Below are 24,386 nucleotides of genomic sequence, written 5' to 3' on the forward strand. Positions count from 1 at the left end.
ACCCGCACCCCGCTGCAAACCCACATCCCTGGGTGTTCGACCATAATAATTCGCTCCACTGGAGCATGACTGTCAGGGATCAACGCATGACCACCAGCACCGCTTATAGCGACACCACGCCTGCCCCGCCGACAAACTCCGCCACCCGCGTGGCCACTGCGAGTTTCATCGGCACCGCCATCGAGTTCTACGACTTCTACGTCTACGCCACCGCCGCCGCGCTGGTGATCGGGCCGGTGTTCTTTCCGCAGACCTCCGGCACCGCGCAAATGCTTTCGGCGTTTCTCACCTTCGGCATCGCGTTTCTCGCGCGACCGCTGGGCTCGGCGCTGTTCGGCCATTTCGGTGACCGCATCGGGCGCAAATCGACGCTGGTCGCATCGCTGCTGTTGATGGGCGTTTGTACAACGCTGATCGGCGTGTTGCCGGGTTACGACAGCATTGGCGCCTGGGCGCCGATTTTGTTGTGTGTGCTGCGCTTCGGCCAAGGCTTGGGATTGGGCGGTGAATGGGGCGGCGCGGCGTTGCTGGCGACCGAAAATGCGCCGAAAGGCAAACGCGCCTGGTTCGGCATGTTTCCGCAGCTGGGGCCGTCGATTGGTTTCCTTGCGGCCAACGGTTTGTTCCTGACGCTGGCCATGACCCTCAGCGACGAGCAGTTCCGCGCGTGGGGCTGGCGCATTCCGTTTCTGCTGAGCGCGGCGTTGGTGATGGTCGGCCTGTACGTGCGCCTGAAACTCCACGAAACCCCGGTGTTCGCCAACGCCATGGCGCGTCAGGAACGGGTGAAGATTCCGCTGGTCGAGCTGTTCAGCCAATACTGGGCGCCGATGTTGCTGGGTGCCGGATCGATGGTGGTTTGCTACGCGCTGTTTTATATCTCGACGGTTTTTTCGCTGAGTTACGGCGTGTCGACCCTCGGCTACACCCGCGAAACCTTCCTCGCGCTGCTGTGTTTTGCGGTGCTGTTCATGGCTGCCGCAACGCCGTTGTCAGCGCTGGCCAGTGACCGTTACGGGCGCAAACCGGTGTTGATCATCGGCGGCGTGCTGGCGGTTTTATCGGGCTTCCTGATGGAGCCGTTGCTGACGCAGGGTTCGACCTGGGGCGTCGCACTGTTCTTGTGCATCGAACTGTTTCTGATGGGCGTAACGTTTGCGCCGATGGGCGCGTTGCTGCCGGAGCTGTTTCCGACGCATGTGCGTTATACCGGAGCGTCAGCGGCCTACAACCTCGGCGGCATTGTCGGGGCCTCGGCGGCGCCGTTCTTTGCGCAGAAACTGGTGGCGATGGGTGGTTTGAGCTACGTCGGCGGGTATGTGTCGGGGGCGGCGGTGCTGAGTTTGATTGCGGTGCTGTGCTTGAAAGAGACGCGTAATAACGATTTGAATCGGGTGGCCTGACAGAAAAAGCTTCGCGGGCAAGCCTCGCTCCTACAGATCTCCGCCGAACCTTGGCGTGATCCTGTAGGAGCGAGGCTTGCCCGCGAAGGCCGCGCCGCGGTTACAGCTCTACCACAACTGCCTGCGAAGCACGGGTCGCTTTGGCGCGGGCCGCTTCAATCGACTCATCGCGCGCCAACGCCACGCCCATCCGGCGCTGGCCGTTGACTTCAGGCTTGCCGAACAAACGCAACGCCGTGTCCGGCTCGCTCAGTGCCGCGCCCAGATTGCTGAAAGCGGTCTGGGTCGACTGCCCTTCCACCAGAATCACCGCTGAAGCCGATGGCCCGAACTGACGGATCAACGGAATCGGCAAGCCCAGAATCGCCCGCGCGTGCAGCGCGAACTGCGACAGGTCCTGAGAAATCAATGTCACCAGACCGGTGTCATGCGGACGCGGCGAAACTTCGCTGAACCACACCTGATCACCCTTGATGAACAACTCGACGCCAAACAGACCCCGGCCACCCAAGGCCTCGGTCACGGCTTTGGCAACGCGCTCGGATTCTGCCAAGGCAATCGGGCTCATGGCTTGCGGCTGCCAGGATTCCTGGTAATCGCCCTTTTCCTGACGGTGACCGACCGGCGCGCAGAACGTGGTGCCGCCGATGTGGCGCACGGTGAGCAAGGTGATTTCGTAGTCGAAATCGATAAACCCTTCGACGATCACCCGCCCTTTACCTGCGCGGCCGCCTTCTTGCGCGTAATCCCACGCGGTTTTCACGTCATCGACGCTGCGCAACAGGCTCTGGCCCTTGCCCGACGAACTCATCACCGGTTTGACCACGCACGGGAAACCGAGGTCTTCGACAGCCTTGCTGTAGTCCTCGAATGTGTCGGCGAAGTGGTACGGCGAGGTCGGCAGGTCCAGCTCTTCGGCGGCCAAGCGACGGATGCCTTCGCGGTTCATGGTCAGCGAGGTGGCGCGCGCGGTCGGGATCACGGTGAAGCCTTCGGCTTCCAGTTCGACCAGGGTTGCGGTGGCGATGGCTTCGATTTCCGGCACGATGAAGTGCGGTTTTTCGGCTTCGATCACCGCACGCAGGGCGGCGCCGTCGAGCATGTTGATCACGTGGCTGCGATGCGCGACTTGCATGGCCGGCGCGTCGGCGTAGCGATCGACGGCAATCACTTCAACGCCCAGGCGTTGCAGCTCGATCACCACTTCCTTGCCCAACTCGCCACAGCCACACAGCATTACGCGGGTCGCGGTTGGCGACAATGGAGTTCCGATACGGGTCATCTCAGGTCCTCAAAGAAGCGGATCATCGAGGGTCGCGACGCCGGGCGCGCTTCCCATGGGGAGAAAGCGCGGCATTTTACATGAACTGCAGGGTTTGGCTTCAGCCGGCGACGGCCTGTTTGCGCAGGCGCCACGCCATGATCAGCCACACGGCGGTGACGCCGGCGAACTTCGAGCCCATTGCGGTGAGGATCACGCCTGGGGTGAACGCGTCGATCATGCCGAAAAAGATGAAGGTGTCGAGCGGGATGCTCAGCGCCGAACTTATCCACAGGCGATCGTGCAACGGCCGTTTGGTGATGCTGAACACCAGCCAGTCAATGCATTCGGACACCGCGAATGCGGTGGCGCTGGCCAGCGCAATTGATGGATCGGAGGTGACGTAGGACAACACCAGCGCCGCCAGCATCGCGACGATGGCGCCGTGACCGAAACGGGTCTGCACCATGTCGCGCAGCACGAACACCAAGCCGCCCCACGCCGACCAGATGATGTCGAGGTGCGGCGCAGTGGAAAAGGCGTAGTTGATCAGCACGACGCTGCTGATGTAGGAAATCAGGAAAATCATGGGGTCGACCTGGGAAATTGGCGCACAGGGTACTTCAGGGAGTGAGGTCGGGCCAAGGGAGGGAATGTTGAGATCGTTGCCGGACTTCAAGAGCCACCCCTCACCCCAGCCCTCTCCCCAGTGGGGAGAGGGGAAAGGGAGCCGATCTTCGGTGTTTTCAGGTGTTCGGCTCAATCCAAAGCCGCTGTTCCGGAACCCGAGTTCGGCACTGTCTTTCAGGTCGATGTAACTCCAAGGACACCTCGGTCAGTCCCCTCTCCCCCCCGGGGAGAGGGTTAGGGTGAGGGGTCGATCTCAAGCCGAATCAGGATTTCGAAGGCAACATCCAGATCAACCCGCTGGACTTGGCCCGCTCATGGCACAACCCCAACACCTTGCGCCGCTCGTCGTTGTCCATCCGGCTCCAGCGGGTGATCTCTTCGACCGTGCGCTGGCAACCGGTGCAAATGTCATCTTCGTCCAGCGCACAAATGCTTACGCACGGCGACATCACGGGTCTTTCCGCAGGATTCATTCTTCCTGCTCGACCAGATCGCGCGCGTAACGCTGCGAGTTGTGCACATAGTGCGCGGCGCTGGCTTCGAGCATTTTCTTCTGGGGCTCGGTGAGTTCGCGCACCACTTTGCCCGGCGAACCCATGACCAGCGAGCCGTCGGGAATTTCCTTGCCTTCGCCAATCAGCGAGTTGGCGCCGATGATGCAGTTCTTGCCGATTTTTGCGCCGTTGAGAATCACCGCGTTGATGCCGATCAGGCTGTAATCGCCGACGCTGCAGCCGTGGAGCATGGCGTTGTGGCCGATGGTCACACCGGTGCCGATGGTCAGCGGATAGCCCATGTCGGTGTGCATCACGGTGCCGTCCTGGACGTTGCTGTTCTTGCCGATCAGGATCAGTTCGTTGTCGCCGCGCAACACGGCGTTGAACCAGACGTTGGCACCCTCTTCCAGTTTGACCTTGCCCACCAGCACGGCATTAGGCGCGACCCAGCTCTGTGGATGGGTTTCGACACGGGCATCGCCCAAGCGGTATTTCATCTCGTTATCCTCAAGGCTCAGGCAGCCGCGGGTGCACTTTCAGGTATTGATTCAGGTATTGATAAAGCTTTTCGGCGGACGGTGCAGGCTGATGTCGGCGTCGTACAGCAGGTTGATCAATTCGACGATCATGATCGCGGTCAAACCCCAGATCTTGTATTCGCCGTAGCGATAACTCGGCACGTACCAACTGCGGCCCTGGTAATCGATGCGGTGCGTGTGCTCGCGCGGGTCCTTGCGGAAGAACTCCAGCGGCACGCTGAACACTGCGGCGATTTCGGCATCGTTGGCCAGGTATTCGACGTAATCGGGGACCACCCCGACGTAAGGCGTGACTTTGATGCCGTGCAGCGAAATCAGCGGGCTGAGCGGGCCGATCACTTCGACCAGCCCCGGCGGCAGGCCGATTTCTTCTTCGGCCTCACGCAGCGCGGTGAATATCAGGTCAGGGTCTTCGGGGTCACGCCGCCCGCCGGGAAAGGCCACTTCGCCGCCATGGGTCGAGAGCCCGCTGGCGCGCAGGGTCAGGACCAGTTCCGGTTCGTCGCTGCGGGTGATCGGCACCAGCACCGCCGCTTCGGGGAAACGCTTGTCGGTCTCCAGCGTAGTTGGCGTGTGGTTGCTTACCCGATGAAGTAGCTCGTCCAGCATGAGTGCTCTCGATCTGTTGGCTACCTCGCATCATGCACCAATCGAACCGACCGCCCAACCCCCGAACTGCGCCATGTCGTGAAACGACAACTTGCCGACTGCCACCGCCGCACGCCAAGATAGGCGCAGCCTCCAGGAACCCAAGCATGAAATTTTGCAGCCAGTGCGGTAACCCGGTCACCCAGCGTATTCCCGAAGGCGACTCGCGCCTGCGATTTGTCTGCGACAGCTGTCAGACCATTCACTATCAGAATCCCAATATCGTCGCCGGTTGCGTCGCCACCTGGGGTTCAAAAGTGTTGCTGTGCCGCCGCGCCATCGAGCCGCGACTCGGTTACTGGACGCTGCCCGCCGGTTTCATGGAAAACGGCGAGACCATCGAGCAAGCCGCCGTGCGCGAAACTGCCGAAGAAGCCTGCGCCCGCGTGCGTGAATTGAGCATCTATACCTTGATCGACGTGCCGCACATCAGCCAGGTGCACGTGTTCTTCCGCGCCGAGCTGGTCGACCTGGACTTTTCTGCCGGCCCGGAAAGCCTCGAAGTGCAGCTTTTCGAAGAGGCGGACATCCCTTGGTCCGACCTGGCTTTCCGCACCGTGGGCCGTACCTTAGAATGCTTCTTCGCGGACCGGCAGACCGAGGTCTACCCGGTGCGTTCCGAGTCGATCCCACCGCTCGCGCAAGCTGCCATCACTTAAGCGTCTGCGCGCAAAGCAGCTTTGAATTAGCCGTCTATAACTTAATCATGTCGCGACACCTCTAGGGATATCGTTTCAATGCGCTGGTTGCTTGCCTTGTTTTGCCTGTCGTTTGTTGTCGTCTCCCAGGCCTCCACCACGGTCACCCTGGACGGCAAAACCATCGATAAAGTGCTGGTGCTCAAATCGGCCCATCAACTGCAACTGATTGCCGACGGCCAGCCGTTGCGCACTTACCGCATCTCGCTGGGCAAACAGCCGCGTGGCGCGAAGCTGATGGAGGGCGACAAGCGCACGCCGGAAGGCTTTTATTGGGTGGACTGGCGCAAGGTCAGTGACCGCTTCAACCTGGCGATGCACATTTCCTACCCCAACCGCGACGACACCGAGCGCTCGCGCCGCGAAGGCGTACCGCCGGGCGGCATGATCATGATCCACGGCACGCCGGATACCTACGACTACCCGGAAAACCTCTTTCACACCTTGGACTGGACCGATGGCTGCATCGCCATGCGCAACATGGACATGCGCGAAGTCTGGGGACTGGTGCCGGATGGCACGATGATCGAGATCCGCCCGTAGCTTTTTTGCATAAGTTGTTTTGCATCCGTTCTTCCTGAGCTCCTCTGCATGTGTGGCGAGGGGGTTTACCCCCGTCCGGCTGCGCAGCAGTCGTGAAGTCAGCACACGCGGTTTGTCGATGAGACCTGCGCGGCAAGATTTGGCACTGCTGCGCAGTGCAACGGGGGTAAACCCCCTCGCCACAGAGTTGTGTGCCAGCTCAGGCAGAGGGTTTTGAGCGCTACCTTCGGTCGCCCTTCGCAAAATAAATCAAAAAATTGCAGCACTCGGCAGCGCCGGCAGTGGAGATACCACTTGCCTGTACAAGCATTGCCGCAGGCTGCGATCTTCGCCCGCAAAACCCCTCGCTGTAATACCACTTCAAGGCAACCCCCTGCCGACGCGTCTGAAAGCCCCGATTTCATTGCCTGTCGAGCCAAGTGGTCTCATTGACATGGTATTTAAGTGGTATTAGCTTCCGTCCCACAACCGGGCGACAACAATCCAACATCCGCATCGGAAACAGCCTACATGAATGACATCCAGGCCCTACGTCCTGACGACTCTCAGCCGACGCCGTTGTACCTGCAACTGGCGCGCAATCTGGAAGCGGCGATCCATGCCGGCCAGTGGAAAGCCGAGCAGGCGATGCCGTCCGAGCGCAGCCTCAGCGAATTGCTGGGCATTTCCCGCGTGACCGCACGCAAGGCTCTGGAGGTGTTGTTCGATCAAGGCCTGATCCGGCGCAATCAGGGTTCCGGCACTTTCATCACGCCACGCCTGGAACAACCACTGTCGCGCCTGTCCGGGTTCAGCGAGATGCTCCGCTTGAAAGGTTTTGTCCCCGGCTCGCAGTGGCTGGAGCGCGAAATCACCCCGCCGACCCACGAAGAACTGATCCGCCTCGGCCTCTCGCCCAACGACAAAGTGGCGCGGCTCAAGCGTTTGCGCAAAGCCGATGACACGGTGATGGCGATCGAGATGAGCACCCTGCCCGCCTCGATCATTCCCAAGCCGCAAGCGGTGGGCGATTCCCTTTACGAATTTCTCGATGGCATTGGCAAACCGATCGTGCGCGCCTTGCAGCATATTCAGGCGATCAACGCCTCGGACGAGTTCGCCGCGCTGGTCGGCATCGCGCCGGGCACCGCGATGTTGCTGATGACCCGGGTCGGCTACCTGGAAGACAACACGCCCATCGAAGTCACCGACACCTATTGCCGCAACGACTACTACGACTTTGTTGCAGAGCTGCGCCGCTAAACCGGGCGAAGTCGTCAAACAGCGAGAACAGAAATGTCCGAAGACAATATCCTCACCGCCCACGGCTGGGTTCGCGGCCGGCTGATTCACCAACACGGCAAAGTCGTGTCCATCGAAGGCGTGCCCTGCGATCCGGCGGACAACGACTTGCCTTACCTGCTGCCGGGTTTCATCGACCTGCATGTTCACGGCGGCGGCGGCAAAGACATCATGGAAGGCGCGACAGCCTTCGAAACCATCACCAGAACCCACGTGCGTTTCGGCACCACGTCGCTGTTGGCGACGACCATGACCGCGCCCAGCGCAGAGATTTCCAGCGTGCTCAAAGCCGTCGGCGAGTTCTGCGAGCAGCGCCCGAAAAACAGCGCCCGCGTGCTCGGCGTGCACCTCGAAGGGCCGTACATCAACCCCGGCAAACTCGGCGCGCAACCGAATTTCGCCCACACCGCGTTGATGGCCGAAGTCGAAGAATACCTCGCACTGGCGCCGATTCGGGTGATCACTATCGCCCCGGAAATCGCCGGCCACGACGGTTTGATCCGCGCCCTCAGTGCGCGCGGCGTGCGCATGCAAATCGGCCACACCCTCGGCAGTTACGAGGAAGGCGTCGCCGCGCTGGAGGCCGGCGCCAGCAGTTTTACTCACCTGTATAACGCCATGAGCCCGCTGCATCACCGCGAACCGGGGATCGTCGGCGCGGCGCTGGCCCACGCGAAATACGCCGAATTGATTCCCGATTTGCTGCACGTGCACCCCGGCGCCATGCGCGTCGCGTTGCGCTCGATCCCGTGCCTGTATTGCGTCACCGACTCGACCGCTGCGGCGGGCATGCCCGACGGTGAATACAAACTCGGCAGCCACACCGTGACCAAATGCCTGGGCGGCGTGCGCCTCGCCGACGGCACCCTCGCCGGCAGCACGCTGACCATGGATCAGGCGCTGCGCAACCTGGTGAAGATCGGTTTGCCGATTGCCGAAGCCTCGCAACGTCTTTCGCAATTCCCCGCCGACTACCTCGGCATCACCGAACGCGGGCGCCTGCAACCCGGCGCGTGGGCCGACTGCGTGCGCCTGGATCGCTCACTGACATTGACCGCCGTCATGGTCGAAGGAGAAGACATTGACTTCAAAAATGCTTGAAGAGGCGTTGTCCTCGTTCGAGGCCGTGCAGGCTCAATTGCAGCAACTCGACCCGCAGATGATCGAGATCGCCGGGCGCTTGCGCCGTCAGCCGCCGCAAGTGGCGATGACCGTCGCGCGCGGCAGCTCCGACCACGCCGCGAGCTATTTCGCCTACCTGACCATGCAGCAACTGGGGATTCCGGTGGCGTCGTTGCCGATGTCGGTGGTGACCATGCAGCAAGCGCCGTTGAAGGTCAGCGGCCAGGTCGCGTTCGCGTTTTCGCAGTCGGGGCAAAGTCCGGATCTGGTCAACAGTCTGCGGCTGTTGCGCAAACGCGGGGCGCTGAGCATTTCTATGGTCAATGCCGCCGATTCACCTCTGGAAGCGGCGTGTGAATTCAGCTTGCCGTTGTTGGCCGGCACCGAAAGCAGCGTCGCCGCAACCAAGAGTTTTATCGCCACCCTCAGCGCCAGCGCGCGGTTGATCGCGCATTGGAAAGAGGACCTCGAATTGCTCGAAGCCGGCACTGCACTGCCGCAAGGTTTGCGCGAAGCGGCGCAGCAGGATTGGCGCCTGGCCATCGACGCATTGCGCGATTGCGAACGGTTGATGGTGATCGGCCGTGGCGCCGGTTTTGCCATCGCCCAGGAAGCCGCGTTGAAGTTCAAGGAAACCTCGGCGATCCAGGCTGAAGCGTTCAGCAGCGCCGAAGTGCGCCACGGCCCAATGGCGTTGATCGGCGAGCAATACCCGCTGCTGGTGTTCGCCCCGCGCGGCGCCGAACAGGCCGGTCTGCTGAGCCTGGCCGCCGACATGCGCCAACGCGGCGCCCGTGTGTTGCTGGCGGCGCCGGATGACGTCAGCGAGCGCGACCTGACCCTGACCCGTGCCGAACATCCGGCGCTTGATCCGATTCTGGCGATTCAGAGTTTCTATGTGATGGCTGCCGGCCTGGCCGTCGCCCGCGGCATGGACCCGGACCAGCCACGGCACCTGAGCAAAGTCACGCGTACTCACTGAATGCTGAATCCATAGAACCAACCTGTGGGAGCAAAGCTTGCTCGCGAAGACGGTATTTCGGTCACAGAAATGCATCGGATTCACCGACGCCATCGCGAGCAAGCTCGGCTCCCACAAAAGCCCAGCTCTTCAAAAGCCCAGCTCCTACAAAAGTGTGAAGCCTACGAAAGCCCAGTGCCTACAAAAGCCCAGCTCCCACAAAAGCACCGCATTTACAGAAAACCAAGTGATCCGAACCGAATTGTTTACTGATGAGACCGAGCCATGCCCGACAACAATAATAAAGAGCTGACCCTCAGCGCCCCGCTCAGCGGCCCGGTGCTCACGCTCGCCAACGTTCCGGACCCGGTGTTCGCCAGTGGCGCGATGGGTGACGGGATCGCCATCGACCCGCTCAACGACACCCTCTACGCCCCGTGCGCCGGTGTGGTTATGCACGTCGCCCGCACGGGTCACGCAATCACCTTGCGCGCCGACAACGGCGCCGAATTGCTCCTGCATTTGGGCCTCGACACTGTCGAGTTGCAGGGCGAAGGTTTCTCGGTGCTGGTCGCCGAAGGTGCGCGCGTCACCAATGGCCAGGCGCTGTTGCGCTATGACGTGGACAAAGTTGCGCTGCAATGCAAAAGCCTGGTCAGCCTGCTGATCCTGACCAACAGCGAAGAATTTCAGGCGCGGCCAATCACCTTGAAATCGGTCAAGGTCGGCGACCCGCTGCTGCACATCGTGCGTCGAGTGGCCCATGGCGTGGCGAGTGAAATCGAGATCAGCGGGATCGAGGTTCACGGGCATATTCGAATCGCCCATCGCGGTGGTTTGCACGCTCGCCCGGCGGCGTTGATTCGGCAGACCGCGCAAGGTTTCCAGAGCAAATCGCAGCTGCATTTCTCCGGCAAATCGGCGTCCTGCGACAGCTTGATCGGGCTGATGAGCCTGGCGATCGGCGAGCAGCAGGAAGTCAAAGTCAGCAGCCACGGTCCGGACGCGGAAGCAGCGTTGCAAGCCTTGCTGCAAGCGCTGTCCACCGCGCTGGCCGAAGACAGCCACGCGGCCGCCGCGCCGACGCCGATTACCGCCCCGCAACGTCCGGCCGAAAAGGGTGTGCTGCACGGCGTTTGCGCCGCGCCGGGCTTGGTCGCCGGGCCGCTGTTTCGGTTGAACGCGATCAGCCTGCCGGTGGACGCCGGCAATCACGATTGCGAGCAGCAACGCCACGCCCTCGATGCCGCGCTGAGCCATGTACGCAGCGATATCGAGCAGACCTTGGCGCTGGCCAGAAAACAGCGAAACAGCGACGAAGAAGCGATTTTCGCCGCGCATCTGGCGTTGCTGGAAGACCCGGCGCTGCTCGACGCTGCCGCGCAATCGATCACCTGCGGCAGCGCCGCGACCCACGCCTGGAGTGCATCCATCGATGCGCAATGCGAGGTGCTGCAACAGCTCGGCAGCCCGTTGCTGGCCGAGCGCGCCAACGATCTGCGCGACCTCAAGCAACGGGTGCTGCGCGCCTTGCTCGGGGAAACCTGGCACTACGAAATCCCCCACGGTGCGATTGTTGCCGCACATGAATTGACCCCGTCCGACTTGCTGCACCTGAGCCAGCAAGGCGTCGGCGGATTGTGCATGGCGGCGGGCGGCGCGACCTCGCACGTGGCGATTCTGGCGCGCGGCAAAGGTCTGCCGTGTCTGGTGGCGCTGGGTTCAGCGCTACTGGAGCAGCGGGAGCAACAACAGGGTCAGTCGGTGGTGCTGGATGCCGACGGCGGGCGCCTAGAACTGACGCCGAGCAGTCAACGCCTGGCCGAAGTGCAGCAAGCGCAACTCGAACATCAGCAACGTCGCGCGTTGCAACAATCGCAAGCGCATGGCAACGCGTTGACCCTCGACGGCGTCCACATCGAAGTCGCGGCGAATGTTGCGTCCAGCGCCGAAGCCGCCGATGCGCTGGCCAATGGCGCCGATGGCGTCGGCCTGCTGCGCACCGAGTTCCTCTTCGTCGATCGCCACACCGCGCCGGACCAGCAGGAACAATGTCAGGCCTATCAAGCCGTGCTCGATGCGATGGGCGACAAACCGGTGATCATCCGCACCATCGACGTCGGCGGCGACAAGCAACTCGACTATCTGCCACTGCCCGCCGAAGCCAACCCGGTGTTGGGCCTGCGCGGTATTCGTCTGGCGCAGGTGCGCCCGGAATTGCTCGATCAACAACTGCGCGCGCTGCTCAGAGTCAGCCCTCTGTCGCGTTGCCGGATCCTCTTGCCGATGGTCACCGAAGTCGACGAGTTGTTGCACATTCGCCAACGCCTCGACGCGCTGTGCGCCGAGCTGCAAGTGAATGAACGGCCCGAGCTCGGCGTGATGATCGAAGTGCCCGCCGCCGCGTTGCTTGCAGAGCAACTGGCCGAACACGCGGACTTCTTGTCGATCGGCACCAACGATTTGTCGCAATACACCTTGGCCATGGACCGCGACCACGCGGGCCTCGCCTCCCGCGTCGATGCCTTGCACCCGGCGCTGCTGCGTCTGATCGCGCAAACCTGCGCCGGCGCGGCGGTGCATCAGCGTTGGGTCGGGGTGTGCGGCGCGCTCGCGTCCGATCCGCTGGCTACGCCGGTGTTGATCGGTCTGGGGGTGCGCGAGTTGTCGGTGAGCCCGGTGCAGATCGGTGAAATCAAGGACCGCGTGCGCCACCTCGACGCGAGCGCATGCCAACGCCTCAGCCGTGACCTGCTGAAGTTGCGCAGCGCGGCGGCGGTGCGTCAGGCCTGCCAGCAACATTGGCCCCTGAGCTGAACAACAAAAAGAATCCACGGAGAACCGCCATGTACCAATACTTTATCGAAGGCTTGCAACGCCTCGGCCGTGCGCTGATGTTGCCGATTGCAATCCTGCCAATCGCCGGGCTGTTGCTGCGCCTGGGCGACACCGATCTGCTGAACATCGCGATCATCCATGACGCCGGCCAAGTGATTTTCGCCAACCTGGCGATGATCTTTGCCATCGGCATCGCCGTCGGGTTCGCCAAGGACAACAACGGCACCGCAGGCCTGGCCGGGGTGATCGGGTATCTGGTGATGATCTCCACGCTGAAGGTGCTGGACGCGAGCATCAACATGGGCATGCTCGCCGGGATCGTCAGCGGTTTGATGGCCGGTGCGCTGTACAACCGTTTCAAGGACATCAAGTTGCCGGAGTACCTGGCGTTCTTCGGCGGCCGGCGTTTTGTGCCGATTGCAACCGGGTTCGCCGCCGTCGGTTTGGGTGTGGTGTTCGGCTACATCTGGCCGCCGATCCAGCAAGGCATCAACAGCTTCGGCGCGTTGATGATGGAAAGTGGCAGCTTCGGCGCGTTCGTGTTCGGCGTGTTCAACCGCTTGCTGATCGTCACCGGCCTGCACCACATCCTCAACAACATGGCGTGGTTCATCTTCGGCAGCTTCACCGACCCGGCCACCGGCGCCGTGGTCACGGGCGACCTGTCGCGCTACTTTGCCGGCGACCCGAAGGGCGGCCAGTTCATGACCGGGATGTTCCCGATGATGATCTTCGGCCTGCCCGCCGCGTGCCTGGCGATGTACCGCAACGCCTTGCCGGAACGCCGCAAAGTCATGGGCGGGATTTTCCTGTCGATGGCCCTGACCTCGTTTTTGACCGGGGTGACCGAGCCGATCGAATTCGCTTTCATGTTCCTCGCACCGATGCTGTACCTGCTGCACGCGCTGCTGACCGGGTTGTCGATGGCGGTGACCAACCTGCTCGACATTCATCTCGGGTTTACCTTCTCCGGCGGTTTCATCGACATGATTCTTGGCTGGGGCAAGTCCACCAATGGCTGGCTGGTGATACCGGTCGGGCTGGCTTACGCGGTGATCTACTACGTGGTGTTCGACTTCTGTATCCGCCGCTTCAATCTGAAGACGCCGGGCCGTGAAGACGTGGCGTCTGCCGAGAAAGTCCAGATCGCCGAAAATCAGCGCGCCGGGGCATACATCCAGGCCTTGGGCGGCGCGGCCAACCTGATCACGGTCGGCGCGTGCACCACGCGGTTGCGGCTGGACATGGTTGATCGCAACCTGGCCAACGATGCCGAACTGAAAGCCTTGGGCGCGATGGCGGTCGTGCGGCCGGGCAAGGGCGGCAGTTTGCAAGTGGTGGTCGGACCGATGGCGGACAGCATCGCCGATGAGATTCGCCTGGCGATGCCGGCGCTTGGCCGCGCAGTCATCACCGCGCCGGTCGCCGCGGTCGAAACGGCGAAACCGCTGGCACTGCCCGAAGCACAGCAATGGCTGAAGGCGCTGGGCGGTGGCGACAATGTGCTGCAAATGGACTGCATCGCCATGACGCGGATTCGCCTGCAACTGGCGGACGGCGAGGCATTGTCCGAAGGCCAGTTGCAAGCGCTGGGTTGCCAAGGCGTCAGCCCATTGGGCGGCGGCGTCTGGCACTTGTTGATCGGCGATAAAGCGCCAAGTTTGAGCGGCGCCCTGCAGGCACTGGTCAACCGTAACGAGGTCAGCGCGAAAGTCTGATGCCACGCAAAAAGCGATAACTATCTACCACCACCGCCGCGCTCGCTCACTCCATGCTGATGGTTATCCCACCCGCATGGAGCGAGCCGATGAGCACTTCAGGAACACCCCCACCTGCGCCGTCCTTTGAAGAAATCAAAGGTTATCTGAATCAGATCGGCCAGCACTTGCTCAAGACTGATAAACCGCTGAGCCCGCAACACCGGCCTTCTGCCGAGCAGGTGTATCTGGATCGCCTGAACGGGATTCTGCAGGTGCATCGAGAGCAATTTCTGCGCAAGTGCCGCACGCATTATCAGGCGCTGGAGCACAGCGACTTGCAGAGCGACGCAGGTAAAACCCTGTTGGCCACGCTCAAAATCACGCTGAACGAACAGCTGTCGGACCTGGACCTGCGCGAAGTCATCGATGGCAAACCGGCCAAAAGCTACATGACCTTTGACGCTGGTTTCACCGCCATTGGCCACGAGGCGCGACTGGCGATTCAGGACCGTTTGCTGCATCCGCAAGCCGCCAATCTGCTGGACCGCTTGACCCTCGGCGCGGAACTGCGCCCGGGTCTGTATGCCGTCCAGTTCGACTACCAATCACAAACTGTGGAACTGGCCGGCGCCTTCGTCGTCACCGAGAAAAACACCCCGACGGTGAGCGATCCGCTGGACCCGCAGAGCGTCGGCCAGGTGCTGCTGTTCACGCTTTCCAGAGGCATCGAAGCCTTCGATTCCCTTAGCGAACTCAATACGCATTTGCTGCAAAGCATGGATCACGCCACCGGCCGCGACGAATTCCTGCAGCGCCTGCCAACGCGTTATCAAGCCTTGAGTGCCGGCGGGATCTGGCCATTGCAGTTATCGCCGATCAACAATCAGCCATTGTTTGAACACCTCTACGACAAGCTGCTCGACAAGCGCAGCAAGGACATCGAACGCGCCTTGAGTCTTGAAGACAATCCGCAGCACGACTCGGCGCAATTGCTCGGCGCCCTCGACCGGGCGATCACCGCCGCCCTGCCCGACCTCAGCGCGCGCCGCGAATTACACGCCCAGGCCCTGCTCGAACGCAGCCTGCGGCACAGCGCCCCCGACTGGTATCGCAGCGCCAATGAAGCGCGGCGCACAGAGTTGGCGCTGCACTCGCGCGGCTATCATCAGGCCCGGCAAAAACTCCTCGAGCTGCTCGGCCCCGCGACAAGTGCGCAAACCCTGGCGCAGCAGCAATGGCTTGAACGCTTGAGTGATGACTTGCAGATTGATGATCTACAGCCTGAACACCTGCACGTCATCACTCGGCGTTATGTCGCCGGTTTTGGTGTGTTTGAGCACTCGCGAAACCTGATCGAAATGGCCCTGCGCGGCGCGCACATCGGCGACGAATTGCCCGGATCGGATTTCCTCCTAAACAGCACCATTACCCATCGCGATCAGCCATTGCAGGCAGCGCACAGCGACCTGACCCCGGTGTGGCTTGCGGAACAATTGAAGACTCTGCAACCGCGTGTCGATTTTGCTTATGTGCAGACGCAAATGCATGCCCGCGTGCAAGTTCGGCAGGCGATCGAGGAAATGCTCGACAAGCGCATCAAGGCGCTGGCCTATACCGCGTTTCTGCAGGGCCATTTGCTTCAGGGCGACCTCGAACTGATCCAGCGCCTGCGCGCGGGCGCCGCTACACAATTGAGCGCTGGCACACTTGCGCTGCATGGCGCACAACTTCAGGACCTGTGGCTGCTGCGTGAGCATGATGAAAACGGCGACATGAAGCGCCTGTTGCTGTGCAGCCCGGAAGCACCACAAGGCGCCTGTTTCCAAGCCTTCGACAGCGAGACCGCGTGCCAGCAACACATTTTGGGTTGGGCTCGGGACAACGCTGCCACGCGCATGACCGACTACCTGATCAAACGACTGCCCCTGCGCTTTCGCCACACCATGCGCCAGTTTCTCGCAGGCCTGAACTTCAAAGCGGCCGACCACGAGTACCAGGAAGTCGCGTTGAATTACGTTGGCAGTCATAGCGATTGCCTGAAGGCGATGGCGGAGCATGTGTTGGCGACGCGGGTCGACGATCATGAATTCGCCACGCCGTTGTGGTATCGCTCGGCCTCAGCCGCGCAGCGGAAAAAACTCACCACGCATACCGAAGAAGCCGAAGGCATGTTGCGAGGCTTCAACGACCATGCTTCGTCACAAAGCCGCTTTCCAAGCTTCGAGACTTATCTGCATGAGCAGGCAAAAAAGCGTCTGAATGAGCTGTTGCAGCGCCCCGCCAACGATGTCGACCCCGACACGGTGTGGGCCTTTTCGCCGCCGGCGATTGTCGGTAACTGGACCCCGCCGCCGCTGACTTACACCCAGTTGTATCGCGACGGTTATGCCGATGGTGTGGGGTTTCTCGATGAAAAATTCGCGCGCTCGGCGCAGTTCAAAGGTCCGCCGGGCATCGAGCTGAGCCTGCTCACCGCGCAAAAAGTCGCGCGTTCGGTCACCGGTGTGTGGATCGGTCAGCGCTACATCGACAAAGTCCGCAGTGAATTGCAGAGCCCCGAAAGCCCCGGTTTTGCCCTGCGGCGCAACACCACGCTGGCGATTACTCAGCGGCAGATGTCCGCCGCCGCGCTCGAATGTCACCTGCAAGGGCACATCACCAGCGTCGATCTGCAATGGCTGGAGTCGAGCATTGCCAGCCTCGGCGAGACCTCCGCGGCAACGCGCAGCACCTACGCCATCCATCGTTTGATGATCGATGGCGAATGGGTCATCGACACTTTTCTGTTCAGCCATGGCGACAATCCCGTGCTGCTCTACACGCCCCACGCGCCCGACGGCATCAGTTTTCGCGAGGCGCGGTTGTTCAATTACCTGCTCAAACAACAGCCCGGCATGATCGCCTACCTCACTGAACGTGTCGGCGTGCAAGCGCAGGTGCGGGTCCGCACGTTCCTGCAAGAAGCCCAACGGCAATTGCCCGATCAGTTGAATACAACCACGCTCAGCCCGGCGCGCTACGACTCGACTCGTAACGTTGCGCCAGTGCCGGACCTGCGTTAGGCGCTGTACAGCATGAAGCTGCAGCGCAAGATCGACGACGTCAACGCGACCACCGTCAATCGCAGCCAAATGATCAGCGAGATCGTCTGGAGTTGCGTCGAATGGGTCAGCGCGATTGCCACCGCACCTTTCCCTATCCTCAGTCTGAGCACCGGCCTGCTGCTGGCGTTCAAGGACGCCATGCTCGCGCTGCACGCTTACAACCAGGGCGATACTTCGGCGGCGCTTGAGCATTTCGCCGGTTATCTGCTCAACAGCGCCGGCGCCTTGTTCACCGATCTGCGCCCGGCCCTGCGTTCACTCAAACCCATTGGTCGAACACCGCGCCGGGTTGCTGCCGGTGCAGCGCACAACAGAGCGATGGATTTGATCAGACGTATGGAGCCTGAGGCCCGTACCTCGCTGGATCTGCGTCCGGTGTTTTTCGAAGGTCGGCCGCTTTGGGCACCGAAGACACCTGATGCGATCGGTCGTTACTTGCTGTATCGCCTCGATGCTCATGGCAATTGGCTGTCCACCGGCCGCCTGGCCACCCTGAATGCCGAGGGCAACCTGGTGCGCAGCGGCGTTTCGGGCGGTGCGCCCAAATATGAAACCGTGCAGGAAACACCAGGGCCGCACACCGATTACGGCGTACCGGCGAAACACCGGGTGCGCATTGAACAAGTTCTCGATCCGCAAATGAGGGAGCGATTGCTGACCTGGGGCGATCAGGTGGATTTGCCCCTGTTGACACTGGAAAGCGCTGCCGACGAACTAAAACTTCCGCGCATTGCGTACCTTCAACAATCCCGACGCTTGACGGACCATGCCAAGCAGTTCTTCGACAACCTCGCGCCACTGCCGGTGCGCCCCGACGTCCCGGCGATCGAAGCGACCTCCTTGACAGAGTTGATCGAAAGCGAAGCCTTTGCCGGCAATAAAAGCCTGATCATCGGTGCCGTGCCGGGCTCGATCGCCAGTAAAAAAGCCCTGATCGCCAACATGGATGCGCTGCTCGACAAGGGCTTCAAGCACTTGTACCTGGAGTACTTGCCGGGTGATGTTTTCCACCTGAAACTGCAAAAGCTCAACAGCGGTAAATCCTGGCAACACATCGAAACACACCTGAAGGCGATAGACCGCTCGTTCAAATTCCCCTCCGGCGCCGACTATTCCTATCTCGCGCTGGTGCGCAAGGCCAGAGAAAAAGGCCTGAAGATTCACGCACTCGACGCCTCGACCTCTTATCAACTGGACGATGTTTTGCTCATGCGTAAAGCCTCGCCGACCGTGCCTCGGGACAACCGCGTGAGGAATTTCTATTCCCACCAGGTGATCACCGCAGACGTCGCCGAAGTGCCGGGCGAGCGCTGGATTGCGTTGGTCGAACAATCGCGTCTGCGCACCTTCAAGGAAACGCCCGGCCTCGCCGATTTGCATGACGCGGTTGCGTTGCGCATCGAAGACGTCGGCGTCGATCAACCGGTGGGCATTCGCGTCGATGTCGCAGGTTCGATACCGGGTGATGCGCTGGCCAAAGCCGATTACTGCATGACTTTGCGCACCCCCTACAAAGCACCCGCATCAGCCACCAGGGCCGTCGCCGCGCCGGAACCGGCATTACAGCATTTCAGCGAGTTCGATATTTCACCTTCTTTCAAGGAACAAGTTGTCCGCCTCGCCAATGAGCCGCACGGCCTCGACACCCGTTTCGCTCCGGTCAACCCGGTTAACCCGGTTAACCAGGAACCGTTCTTTGAATTTGTCCGACTGCGCTCCAGCCTGAGGACCAGGGCCGAACAGTTTTTTACCGACTATGTGCCGCCACCCCGACCAACGCTGCCGCAAATAACCGCGAGTACCACGGCGGAAGCGTTTCTGAAGCAAATCGGCGATAGCGCTTTGCCGGGGCTGGTCATCGGCGAGGCCCATGTGCACGAATCAAGCAAGGCACTGCTCAGAACGCAGATGAAAAAGATCAAACAAGCGGGGTTCAAGACGCTGTACGTCGAACACTTACTGACGGATCTGCATCAGGCCGAACTCGATATTTTCCATCAGAGCCAACACCTGCCGAGTGGACTCAAGATTTACCTGAAAAACCAGGATTCGGGCCACATGGGCCCGTTCTACGACGGGCCCAATACCTACTCGCAAGTGGTCCAGGCCGCCGGCAAGTATGGCATCCGCGTCCGGGCGCTCGACTGCACGGCCAGTTATCACCTCAAGGGGCTGGGCGATCGCGATGTCTCGCGCAACTCGATGTTCAGCTACTTCGCCGCACAGGTGATTCAGGCCGATCAATTGGCCCAGGGGCCGCACAAATGGATCGCGTTGGTTGGCAGTGCTCACAGCAATAACAACCTCGGTGTACCGGGGCTGGCGGAAATGCTTGGCGCCGTCAGTCTGAACGTCAGGGATACCGCGCCGACGCTGTCGCGAAGCATTCATCGCGGTTTCTGGGAAACCGACCCGACGACGTTTGCTTCAAGTGCTTTACGCAGCGATTTCAAGATTGACGTGGGTACCGCGGGGATGCCGATTCCGCCGCCGTTCGTGCCTCTCGACCGGTCGAAATTGACGCAGGCCGGGCATTTCCTGGTCGAACGCCCATCGACTGCCCAGACCAATCTGCTGCACCGCTCCAGCACCGGGGACATCGTCTCGACACCGATCCAGATCAACGACAACGGGCTGTTTTTCATTGATCGCTGGGGCAAGAAACAGCAGACCTTCAAATACCTCAATCAGCTGATTCAGATGCTGCAGAGTGAGGTCAATCTGACGCCCGCGCCGTAAGCTGGCCGAACCGGCCGCCCCTAGCAGGAGCAGATTTTCGCCGGCAACAAAAAACCCGCTGATTCGCATCAGCGGGTTTTCAGTTCAAGCGGTGCGAAGATCAGAAATCTTCCAACTGCCACACTTCATAAGCCGGCGTCTCGTAGGGATGGCTGAGTTTCAGCGCGGCCACCACAGCCACGATCAACTCATCCGCCACCACCAACTCGACTTTCCATTCCTCAACCTGTTCGACCTGCCCCGTTTCGCCAATAAACGGCTGACTGCCATCCAGAGGGCGAAACTGGCCGAGGCCCGACACTTGCCACGCGCAATGATCATAAGCACCGATTCGCCCGCCACCGGCAGCGAATACGGCGCTTTTGACCTGTTCCACATGACTGGCCGGAACGAAAAAGCAGAGCTTATACACAGTGCTTAGTTAACCCACACGCGAGCGTTACGGAACATACGCATCCAAGGTGCGTCTTCGTTCCAGTCTTCCGAACGCCACGAGTTCTGCACAGCGCGGAACACCCGTTCCGGGTGCGGCATCATGATCGTCACGCGACCGTCGCGGCTGGTCAAACCGGTGATCCCGCGCGGCGAGCCGTTCGGGTTGGCCGGGTACTTTTCCGTGACCTTGCCGTGGTTGTCGACGAAGCGCATCGCCACGCAACCCGACAGATCGGCTTCAAGCAACGCTTCTTCGCTGGCGAACTCGGCATGACCTTCACCGTGCGCGATGGCGATCGGCATGCGCGAACCGGCCATGCCCTGCAGGAAGATCGAGTTCGACTCCTGGACCTGAACCATCGCCACACGCGCTTCGAACTGCTCGGAACGGTTGCGCACGAAGTGCGGCCAGAACTCGCTGCCCGGGATCAGCTCGTGCAGGTTGGACATCATCTGGCAACCGTTGCACACGCCGAGGGTGAAGCTGTCGTTACGTTCGAAGAAACCCTGGAACGCATCGCGGGCGCGGCTGTTGAACAGTGCCGATTTGGCCCAGCCTTCGCCGGCGCCGAGGACGTCGCCGTAGGAGAAACCGCCGCAAGCGACCAGACCTTTGAACTCGTTCAGGTCGACACGGCCGGCCAGAATGTCGCTCATGTGCACGTCGATCGCGTTGAAACCGGCGCGGTCGAAGGCTGCCGCCATTTCCACCTGACCGTTGACGCCCTGCTCACGCAGTACGGCAACCTGTGGGCGAATGTTTTTCTTGATGTACGGCGCGGCGACGTCGTGGTTGACGTCGTAGCTGAGCTTGACGCTCAGGCCCGGGTTGTCTTCTTCCAGCAGCACGTCGAACTCTTGTTCGGCGCAGTCGGCGTTGTCACGCAGACGCTGGATCTGGTAGCTGGTTTCTGCCCACTGACGTTGCAGCAGACGACGCTGGCCTTCAAAGATGGTTTCGCCGTTGAAGGTGATGTTGATCTGGCCGTTGTTCATCGGCTGACCGATCACCGACACGCAGTCGCCCAGACCGGCGGCGCTGAACTGCGCGAGGATATCCGGCGTGGCGTCCTGACGAACCTGGATGACTGCACCGAGTTCTTCGTTGAACAGAATGGCGGCGATGTCGGCGGAAGTTTCCGCCAGACCGTCGAGGTTCAGGCTCAGACCGCAATGACCGGCAAAGGCCATTTCCACGGTGCTGGTCAGCAGACCGCCGTCGGAACGGTCGTGGTACGCCAGCAAGTGACCGTCGGCATTGAGGCCCTGGATCACCGCGAAGAAGGCTTTGAGGTCTTCGGCGTCGTCAACGTCCGGCGCTTGCGAGCCGAGCTTGCCGTGAACCTGGGCGAGAATCGAGGCGCCCATGCGGTTCTGGCCACGGCCCAGATCGATCAGGATCAGGTCGGTGGTGCCCTTGTCCATGCGCAGTTCCGGCGTCAGGGTCTGACGGATGTCAGCGACAGGCGCGAAACCGGTGACGATCAGCGACATCGGCGAGGTGACGGTTTTGTCGACGCCTTCATCGTTCCAGCGCGTGGCCATGGACATCGAGTCCTTGCCCACCGGAATGGTAATGCCCAGGTCCGGGCACAGTTCCATGCCGACCGCTTTCACGGTGTCGTACAGACGCGCGTCTTCGCCCGGGTGGCCGGCGGCGGACATCCAGTTCGCCGACAGTTTGATGTCGGAGATCTTGTTGATGCGCGACGCGGCGATGTTGGTCAGGGTTTCGCCGATGGCCATGCGGCCCGACGCCGGAGCGTCCAGCAGTGCCAGCGGAGTACGCTCGCCCATGGCCATGGCTTCACCGGTGTAAACGTCGAAGCTGGTGGCGGTGACGGCAACGTCAGCCACCGGCACCTGCCACGGGCCGACCATTTGGTCACGGGCCACGAGACCAGTGATGGTGCGGTCGCCGATGGTGATCAGGAAGCTTTTGCTAGCCACGGCCGGGTGATGCAGAACGCGCTCGACGCAGTCTGCGATTTCCAGCGTGCTTGGATCGAAATCGTCGCCCAATTCGTTTTCACGAACGGCCGAACGGTGCATGCGCGGGGCTTTGCCCAGCAGCACTTCGAGCGGCATGTCCACCGGGCTGTTGCCGAAGTGGCTGTCGGTAACGGTCAGTTGCGGCTCGGCAGTGGCTTCGCCGACCACGGCAAACGGGCAACGCTCGCGCTCGCAGATCGCCTGGAAGCGCTCGAAGTCGGACGGGCCGACCGCCAGAACGTAGCGTTCCTGAGATTCGTTACTCCAGATTTCGTGCGGGGCCATGCCCGGCTCGTCATTTGGAATATTGCGCAGTTCGAAGCGACCGCCACGGTTGCCGTCGTTGACCAGTTCCGGGAAGGCGTTGGATAGACCGCCCGCGCCGACGTCGTGGATGAAGCTGATCGGGTTGTGCTCACCCAACTGCCAGCAACGGTCGATGACTTCCTGGCAGCGACGTTCCATTTCCGGGTTTTCGCGCTGTACCGAAGCGAAGTCGAGGTCAGCCGAGCTGGTGCCGGTGGCCATCGAGGAAGCCGCGCCGCCGCCCAGACCGATCAACATCGCCGGGCCGCCGAGCACGATCAGCTTCGAGCCAACGATGATTTCGCCTTTCTGTACGTGTTCGGCACGGATGTTACCCATGCCGCCGGCCAGCATGATCGGCTTGTGGTAACCGCGAACTTCGTCGCCACGCGGGGTGGTGATCGACTGTTCGAAGGTACGGAAGTAACCGGTCAGGGCTGGACGGCCGAATTCGTTGTTGAACGCGGCGCCACCGAGTGGGCCTTCGATCATGATGTCCAGCGCGGTAACGATGCGCTCGGGTTTGCCGTAAGGCACTTCCCACGGCTGCTCGAAACCCGGAATCTGCAGGTTGGACACGGTGAAACCGGTGAGGCCAGCCTTTGGCTTGGCGCCGCGACCGGTTGCACCTTCGTCGCGAATCTCCCCGCCACTGCCGGTCGATGCGCCGGGGAACGGGGCAATCGCAGTCGGGTGGTTGTGCGTTTCGACTTTCATCAGGATGTGCACCGGTTCCTGCACCGCGCCGTACTGGCGGGTCTCAGGGTCCGGGAAGAAACGGCCGGCAACGTTGCCGACGATCACCGAGGCGTTGTCCTTATAAGCCGACAAAACACCTTCGCTGTGCATTACGTAGGTGTTCTTGATCATGCCGAACAGGCTTTTTTCCTGGCTCTGGCCGTCGATGTCCCAACTGGCGTTGAAGATCTTGTGACGGCAGTGCTCGGAGTTGGCCTGGGCGAACATCATCAATTCGATGTCGTGCGGGTTGCGCTTGAGGCCGATGAAGGCGTTGACCAGGTAATCGATCTCGTCTTCAGCGAGGGCCAGGCCCAGCTCGGTGTTGGCTTTTTCCAGCGCGGCGCGGCCGCCACCCAACACGTCGATCGCGGTCAGCGGTTTCGGCTCGGCATGGCTGAACAGGCCGGCGGCCTGTTCGAGGTTGCCGAGGACGATCTGGGTCATGCGGTCGTGCAGCACATCGGCGATCAGCTGGGCTTCGGCGTCGCTGAACTGGCCGGCCACGTAGAACGCGATGCCGCGCTCCAGGCGCTGGATCTTGCTCAGGCCGCAGTTGCGAGCGATGTCGCTGGCCTTGCTCGACCATGGCGAAATAGTGCCGAAACGCGGCAACACCAGGAACAGACGGCCGGTCGGTTCTTGCACCGGGACACTTGGGCCGTACTTCAGAAGGCGCGCAAGCACCTGCTGTTCGTCGCCGGTCAGGTCACCGGTAACTTCGGCGAAGTGAGCGAATTCAGCATACAAGCCGCTGACAGCCGAAACTTTCTGGCTCAGTTGCTCAAGGAGTTTGCTGTGGCGAAAGGCAGAAAGGGCAGGAGCGCCGCGCAGGATCAACATCTTCGGGACAGCCTCGGGAAGGGGTGTGCTTTGAGGCCGTGCATTCTAGCCTAAACCGTCCGCGACATCACCCGAAACGGTACGCGCGGCCGTACCCGAACGTCGGGG

The 24,386-nt window shown here is 61.4% G+C and carries 17 protein-coding genes; 10 read left to right on the forward strand and 7 right to left on the reverse strand.

All coding sequences use genetic code 11. The features are described from left to right. Positions 1-86: 86 nt before the first annotated feature. On the forward strand, positions 87-1,403 hold the full coding sequence (locus BI292_RS18860) for an MFS transporter (RefSeq protein WP_092272805.1): 1,317 nt from the start codon (positions 87-89) through the stop codon (positions 1,401-1,403). Between the two features lie 100 nt (positions 1,404-1,503). Here BI292_RS18860 and purT read toward each other — a convergent pair whose 3' ends face one another. The 5 genes from purT to BI292_RS18885 form a co-directional block, all read right to left on the reverse strand. Next, the gene (purT, locus tag BI292_RS18865; protein WP_092272808.1) at positions 1,504-2,685 is read right to left on the reverse strand and encodes a formate-dependent phosphoribosylglycinamide formyltransferase; all 1,182 of its coding nucleotides are present in this window, start codon (positions 2,683-2,685) and stop codon (positions 1,504-1,506) included. 100 nt (positions 2,686-2,785) lie between these two features. Beyond that, entirely contained in the window at positions 2,786-3,253 is a 468-nt protein-coding gene (locus tag BI292_RS18870; RefSeq protein ID WP_092272811.1) for a VUT family protein, read from the reverse strand. 304 nt (positions 3,254-3,557) lie between these two features. Continuing rightward, positions 3,558-3,767: a DUF1289 domain-containing protein gene (locus BI292_RS18875; RefSeq protein WP_092272815.1), complete on the reverse strand. Its 210-nt coding sequence runs from the start codon at positions 3,765-3,767 to the stop codon at positions 3,558-3,560. Next, on the reverse strand, positions 3,764-4,288 hold the full coding sequence (locus BI292_RS18880) for a gamma carbonic anhydrase family protein (protein WP_092272818.1): 525 nt from the start codon (positions 4,286-4,288) through the stop codon (positions 3,764-3,766). The genes BI292_RS18875 and BI292_RS18880 overlap by 4 nt, the downstream gene beginning before the upstream one ends. A 51-nt stretch (positions 4,289-4,339) precedes the next feature. Then, positions 4,340-4,939 (reverse strand): CoA pyrophosphatase, encoded by a 600-nt coding sequence (locus BI292_RS18885; protein ID WP_092272821.1) that lies wholly within the window; start codon positions 4,937-4,939, stop codon positions 4,340-4,342. 146 nt (positions 4,940-5,085) lie between these two features. Here BI292_RS18885 and BI292_RS18890 point away from each other — a divergent pair, with 146 nt between their 5' ends. The 9 genes from BI292_RS18890 to BI292_RS29210 all read left to right on the forward strand — a co-directional run bounded on the left by BI292_RS18890 (position 5,086) and on the right by BI292_RS29210 (position 19,964). Beyond that, positions 5,086-5,637 carry an NUDIX hydrolase gene (locus tag BI292_RS18890; protein WP_092272824.1) on the forward strand — a complete coding sequence of 184 codons (552 nt, stop codon included), beginning with the start codon at positions 5,086-5,088 and terminating at the stop codon, positions 5,635-5,637. Positions 5,638-5,715: 78 nt separating this feature from the next. Further along, positions 5,716-6,219, forward strand: a complete 504-nt coding sequence (locus BI292_RS18895; protein WP_092272827.1) for a murein L,D-transpeptidase family protein — start codon at positions 5,716-5,718, stop codon at positions 6,217-6,219. Positions 6,220-6,729: 510 nt separating this feature from the next. Continuing rightward, the gene (locus tag BI292_RS18900) at positions 6,730-7,461 is read left to right on the forward strand and encodes a GntR family transcriptional regulator (RefSeq protein ID WP_092272830.1); all 732 of its coding nucleotides are present in this window, start codon (positions 6,730-6,732) and stop codon (positions 7,459-7,461) included. A gap of 33 nt (positions 7,462-7,494) precedes the next feature. Next, complete coding sequence (nagA, locus tag BI292_RS18905) at positions 7,495-8,601, forward strand: N-acetylglucosamine-6-phosphate deacetylase (protein WP_101208769.1); 1,107 nt, start codon at positions 7,495-7,497, stop codon at positions 8,599-8,601. Further along, positions 8,582-9,604, forward strand: coding sequence for an SIS domain-containing protein (locus BI292_RS18910; RefSeq protein WP_101208770.1), 1,023 nt, complete (start codon positions 8,582-8,584; stop codon positions 9,602-9,604). The genes nagA and BI292_RS18910 overlap by 20 nt, the downstream gene beginning before the upstream one ends. A 264-nt stretch (positions 9,605-9,868) precedes the next feature. Then, a complete protein-coding gene (gene ptsP / locus BI292_RS18915) occupies positions 9,869-12,400 on the forward strand; it encodes a phosphoenolpyruvate--protein phosphotransferase (protein ID WP_101208771.1) in 2,532 nt (843 codons plus the stop codon). Positions 12,401-12,429: 29 nt separating this feature from the next. After that, the gene (gene nagE / locus BI292_RS18920; RefSeq protein WP_101208772.1) at positions 12,430-14,139 is read left to right on the forward strand and encodes an N-acetylglucosamine-specific PTS transporter subunit IIBC; all 1,710 of its coding nucleotides are present in this window, start codon (positions 12,430-12,432) and stop codon (positions 14,137-14,139) included. Between the two features lie 89 nt (positions 14,140-14,228). Beyond that, positions 14,229-17,183, forward strand: coding sequence for a hypothetical protein (locus BI292_RS29205; protein WP_256592711.1), 2,955 nt, complete (start codon positions 14,229-14,231; stop codon positions 17,181-17,183). A gap of 12 nt (positions 17,184-17,195) precedes the next feature. Beyond that, positions 17,196-19,964 (forward strand): membrane-targeted effector domain-containing toxin, encoded by a 2,769-nt coding sequence (locus tag BI292_RS29210; protein WP_256592712.1) that lies wholly within the window; start codon positions 17,196-17,198, stop codon positions 19,962-19,964. A gap of 100 nt (positions 19,965-20,064) precedes the next feature. Here BI292_RS29210 and BI292_RS18930 read toward each other — a convergent pair whose 3' ends face one another. Both BI292_RS18930 and purL read right to left on the reverse strand, forming a co-directional pair. Beyond that, complete coding sequence (locus tag BI292_RS18930; RefSeq protein WP_101208773.1) at positions 20,065-20,376, reverse strand: YqfO family protein; 312 nt, start codon at positions 20,374-20,376, stop codon at positions 20,065-20,067. A 5-nt stretch (positions 20,377-20,381) separates the two neighbouring features. Beyond that, the gene (gene purL, locus BI292_RS18935; protein ID WP_101208774.1) at positions 20,382-24,278 is read right to left on the reverse strand and encodes a phosphoribosylformylglycinamidine synthase; all 3,897 of its coding nucleotides are present in this window, start codon (positions 24,276-24,278) and stop codon (positions 20,382-20,384) included. Between the last annotated feature and the right edge of the window lie 108 nt (positions 24,279-24,386).

This window comes from Pseudomonas sp. 43NM1 (assembly GCF_002836905.1).
In the GTDB taxonomy this organism is placed as follows: Bacteria; Pseudomonadota; Gammaproteobacteria; order Pseudomonadales; family Pseudomonadaceae; genus Aquipseudomonas; species Aquipseudomonas prosekii.

Excerpts from the sequence above, each read along its gene's own strand:
- BI292_RS18860 (WP_092272805.1), top strand. The coding sequence starts at position 87 with ATGACCACCAGCACCGCTTATAGCGACACCACGCCTGCCCCGCCGACA.
- purT (WP_092272808.1), bottom strand. The coding sequence starts at position 2,685 with ATGACCCGTATCGGAACTCCATTGTCGCCAACCGCGACCCGCGTAATG.
- BI292_RS18870 (WP_092272811.1), bottom strand. The coding sequence starts at position 3,253 with ATGATTTTCCTGATTTCCTACATCAGCAGCGTCGTGCTGATCAACTAC.
- BI292_RS18875 (WP_092272815.1), bottom strand. The coding sequence starts at position 3,767 with ATGAATCCTGCGGAAAGACCCGTGATGTCGCCGTGCGTAAGCATTTGT.
- BI292_RS18880 (WP_092272818.1), bottom strand. The coding sequence starts at position 4,288 with ATGAAATACCGCTTGGGCGATGCCCGTGTCGAAACCCATCCACAGAGC.
- BI292_RS18885 (WP_092272821.1), bottom strand. The coding sequence starts at position 4,939 with ATGCTGGACGAGCTACTTCATCGGGTAAGCAACCACACGCCAACTACG.
- BI292_RS18890 (WP_092272824.1), top strand. The coding sequence starts at position 5,086 with ATGAAATTTTGCAGCCAGTGCGGTAACCCGGTCACCCAGCGTATTCCC.
- BI292_RS18895 (WP_092272827.1), top strand. The coding sequence starts at position 5,716 with ATGCGCTGGTTGCTTGCCTTGTTTTGCCTGTCGTTTGTTGTCGTCTCC.
- BI292_RS18900 (WP_092272830.1), top strand. The coding sequence starts at position 6,730 with ATGAATGACATCCAGGCCCTACGTCCTGACGACTCTCAGCCGACGCCG.
- nagA (WP_101208769.1), top strand. The coding sequence starts at position 7,495 with ATGTCCGAAGACAATATCCTCACCGCCCACGGCTGGGTTCGCGGCCGG.
- ptsP (WP_101208771.1), top strand. The coding sequence starts at position 9,869 with ATGCCCGACAACAATAATAAAGAGCTGACCCTCAGCGCCCCGCTCAGC.
- nagE (WP_101208772.1), top strand. The coding sequence starts at position 12,430 with ATGTACCAATACTTTATCGAAGGCTTGCAACGCCTCGGCCGTGCGCTG.
- BI292_RS29205 (WP_256592711.1), top strand. The coding sequence starts at position 14,229 with ATGAGCACTTCAGGAACACCCCCACCTGCGCCGTCCTTTGAAGAAATC.
- BI292_RS29210 (WP_256592712.1), top strand. The coding sequence starts at position 17,196 with ATGAAGCTGCAGCGCAAGATCGACGACGTCAACGCGACCACCGTCAAT.
- purL (WP_101208774.1), bottom strand. The coding sequence starts at position 24,278 with ATGTTGATCCTGCGCGGCGCTCCTGCCCTTTCTGCCTTTCGCCACAGC.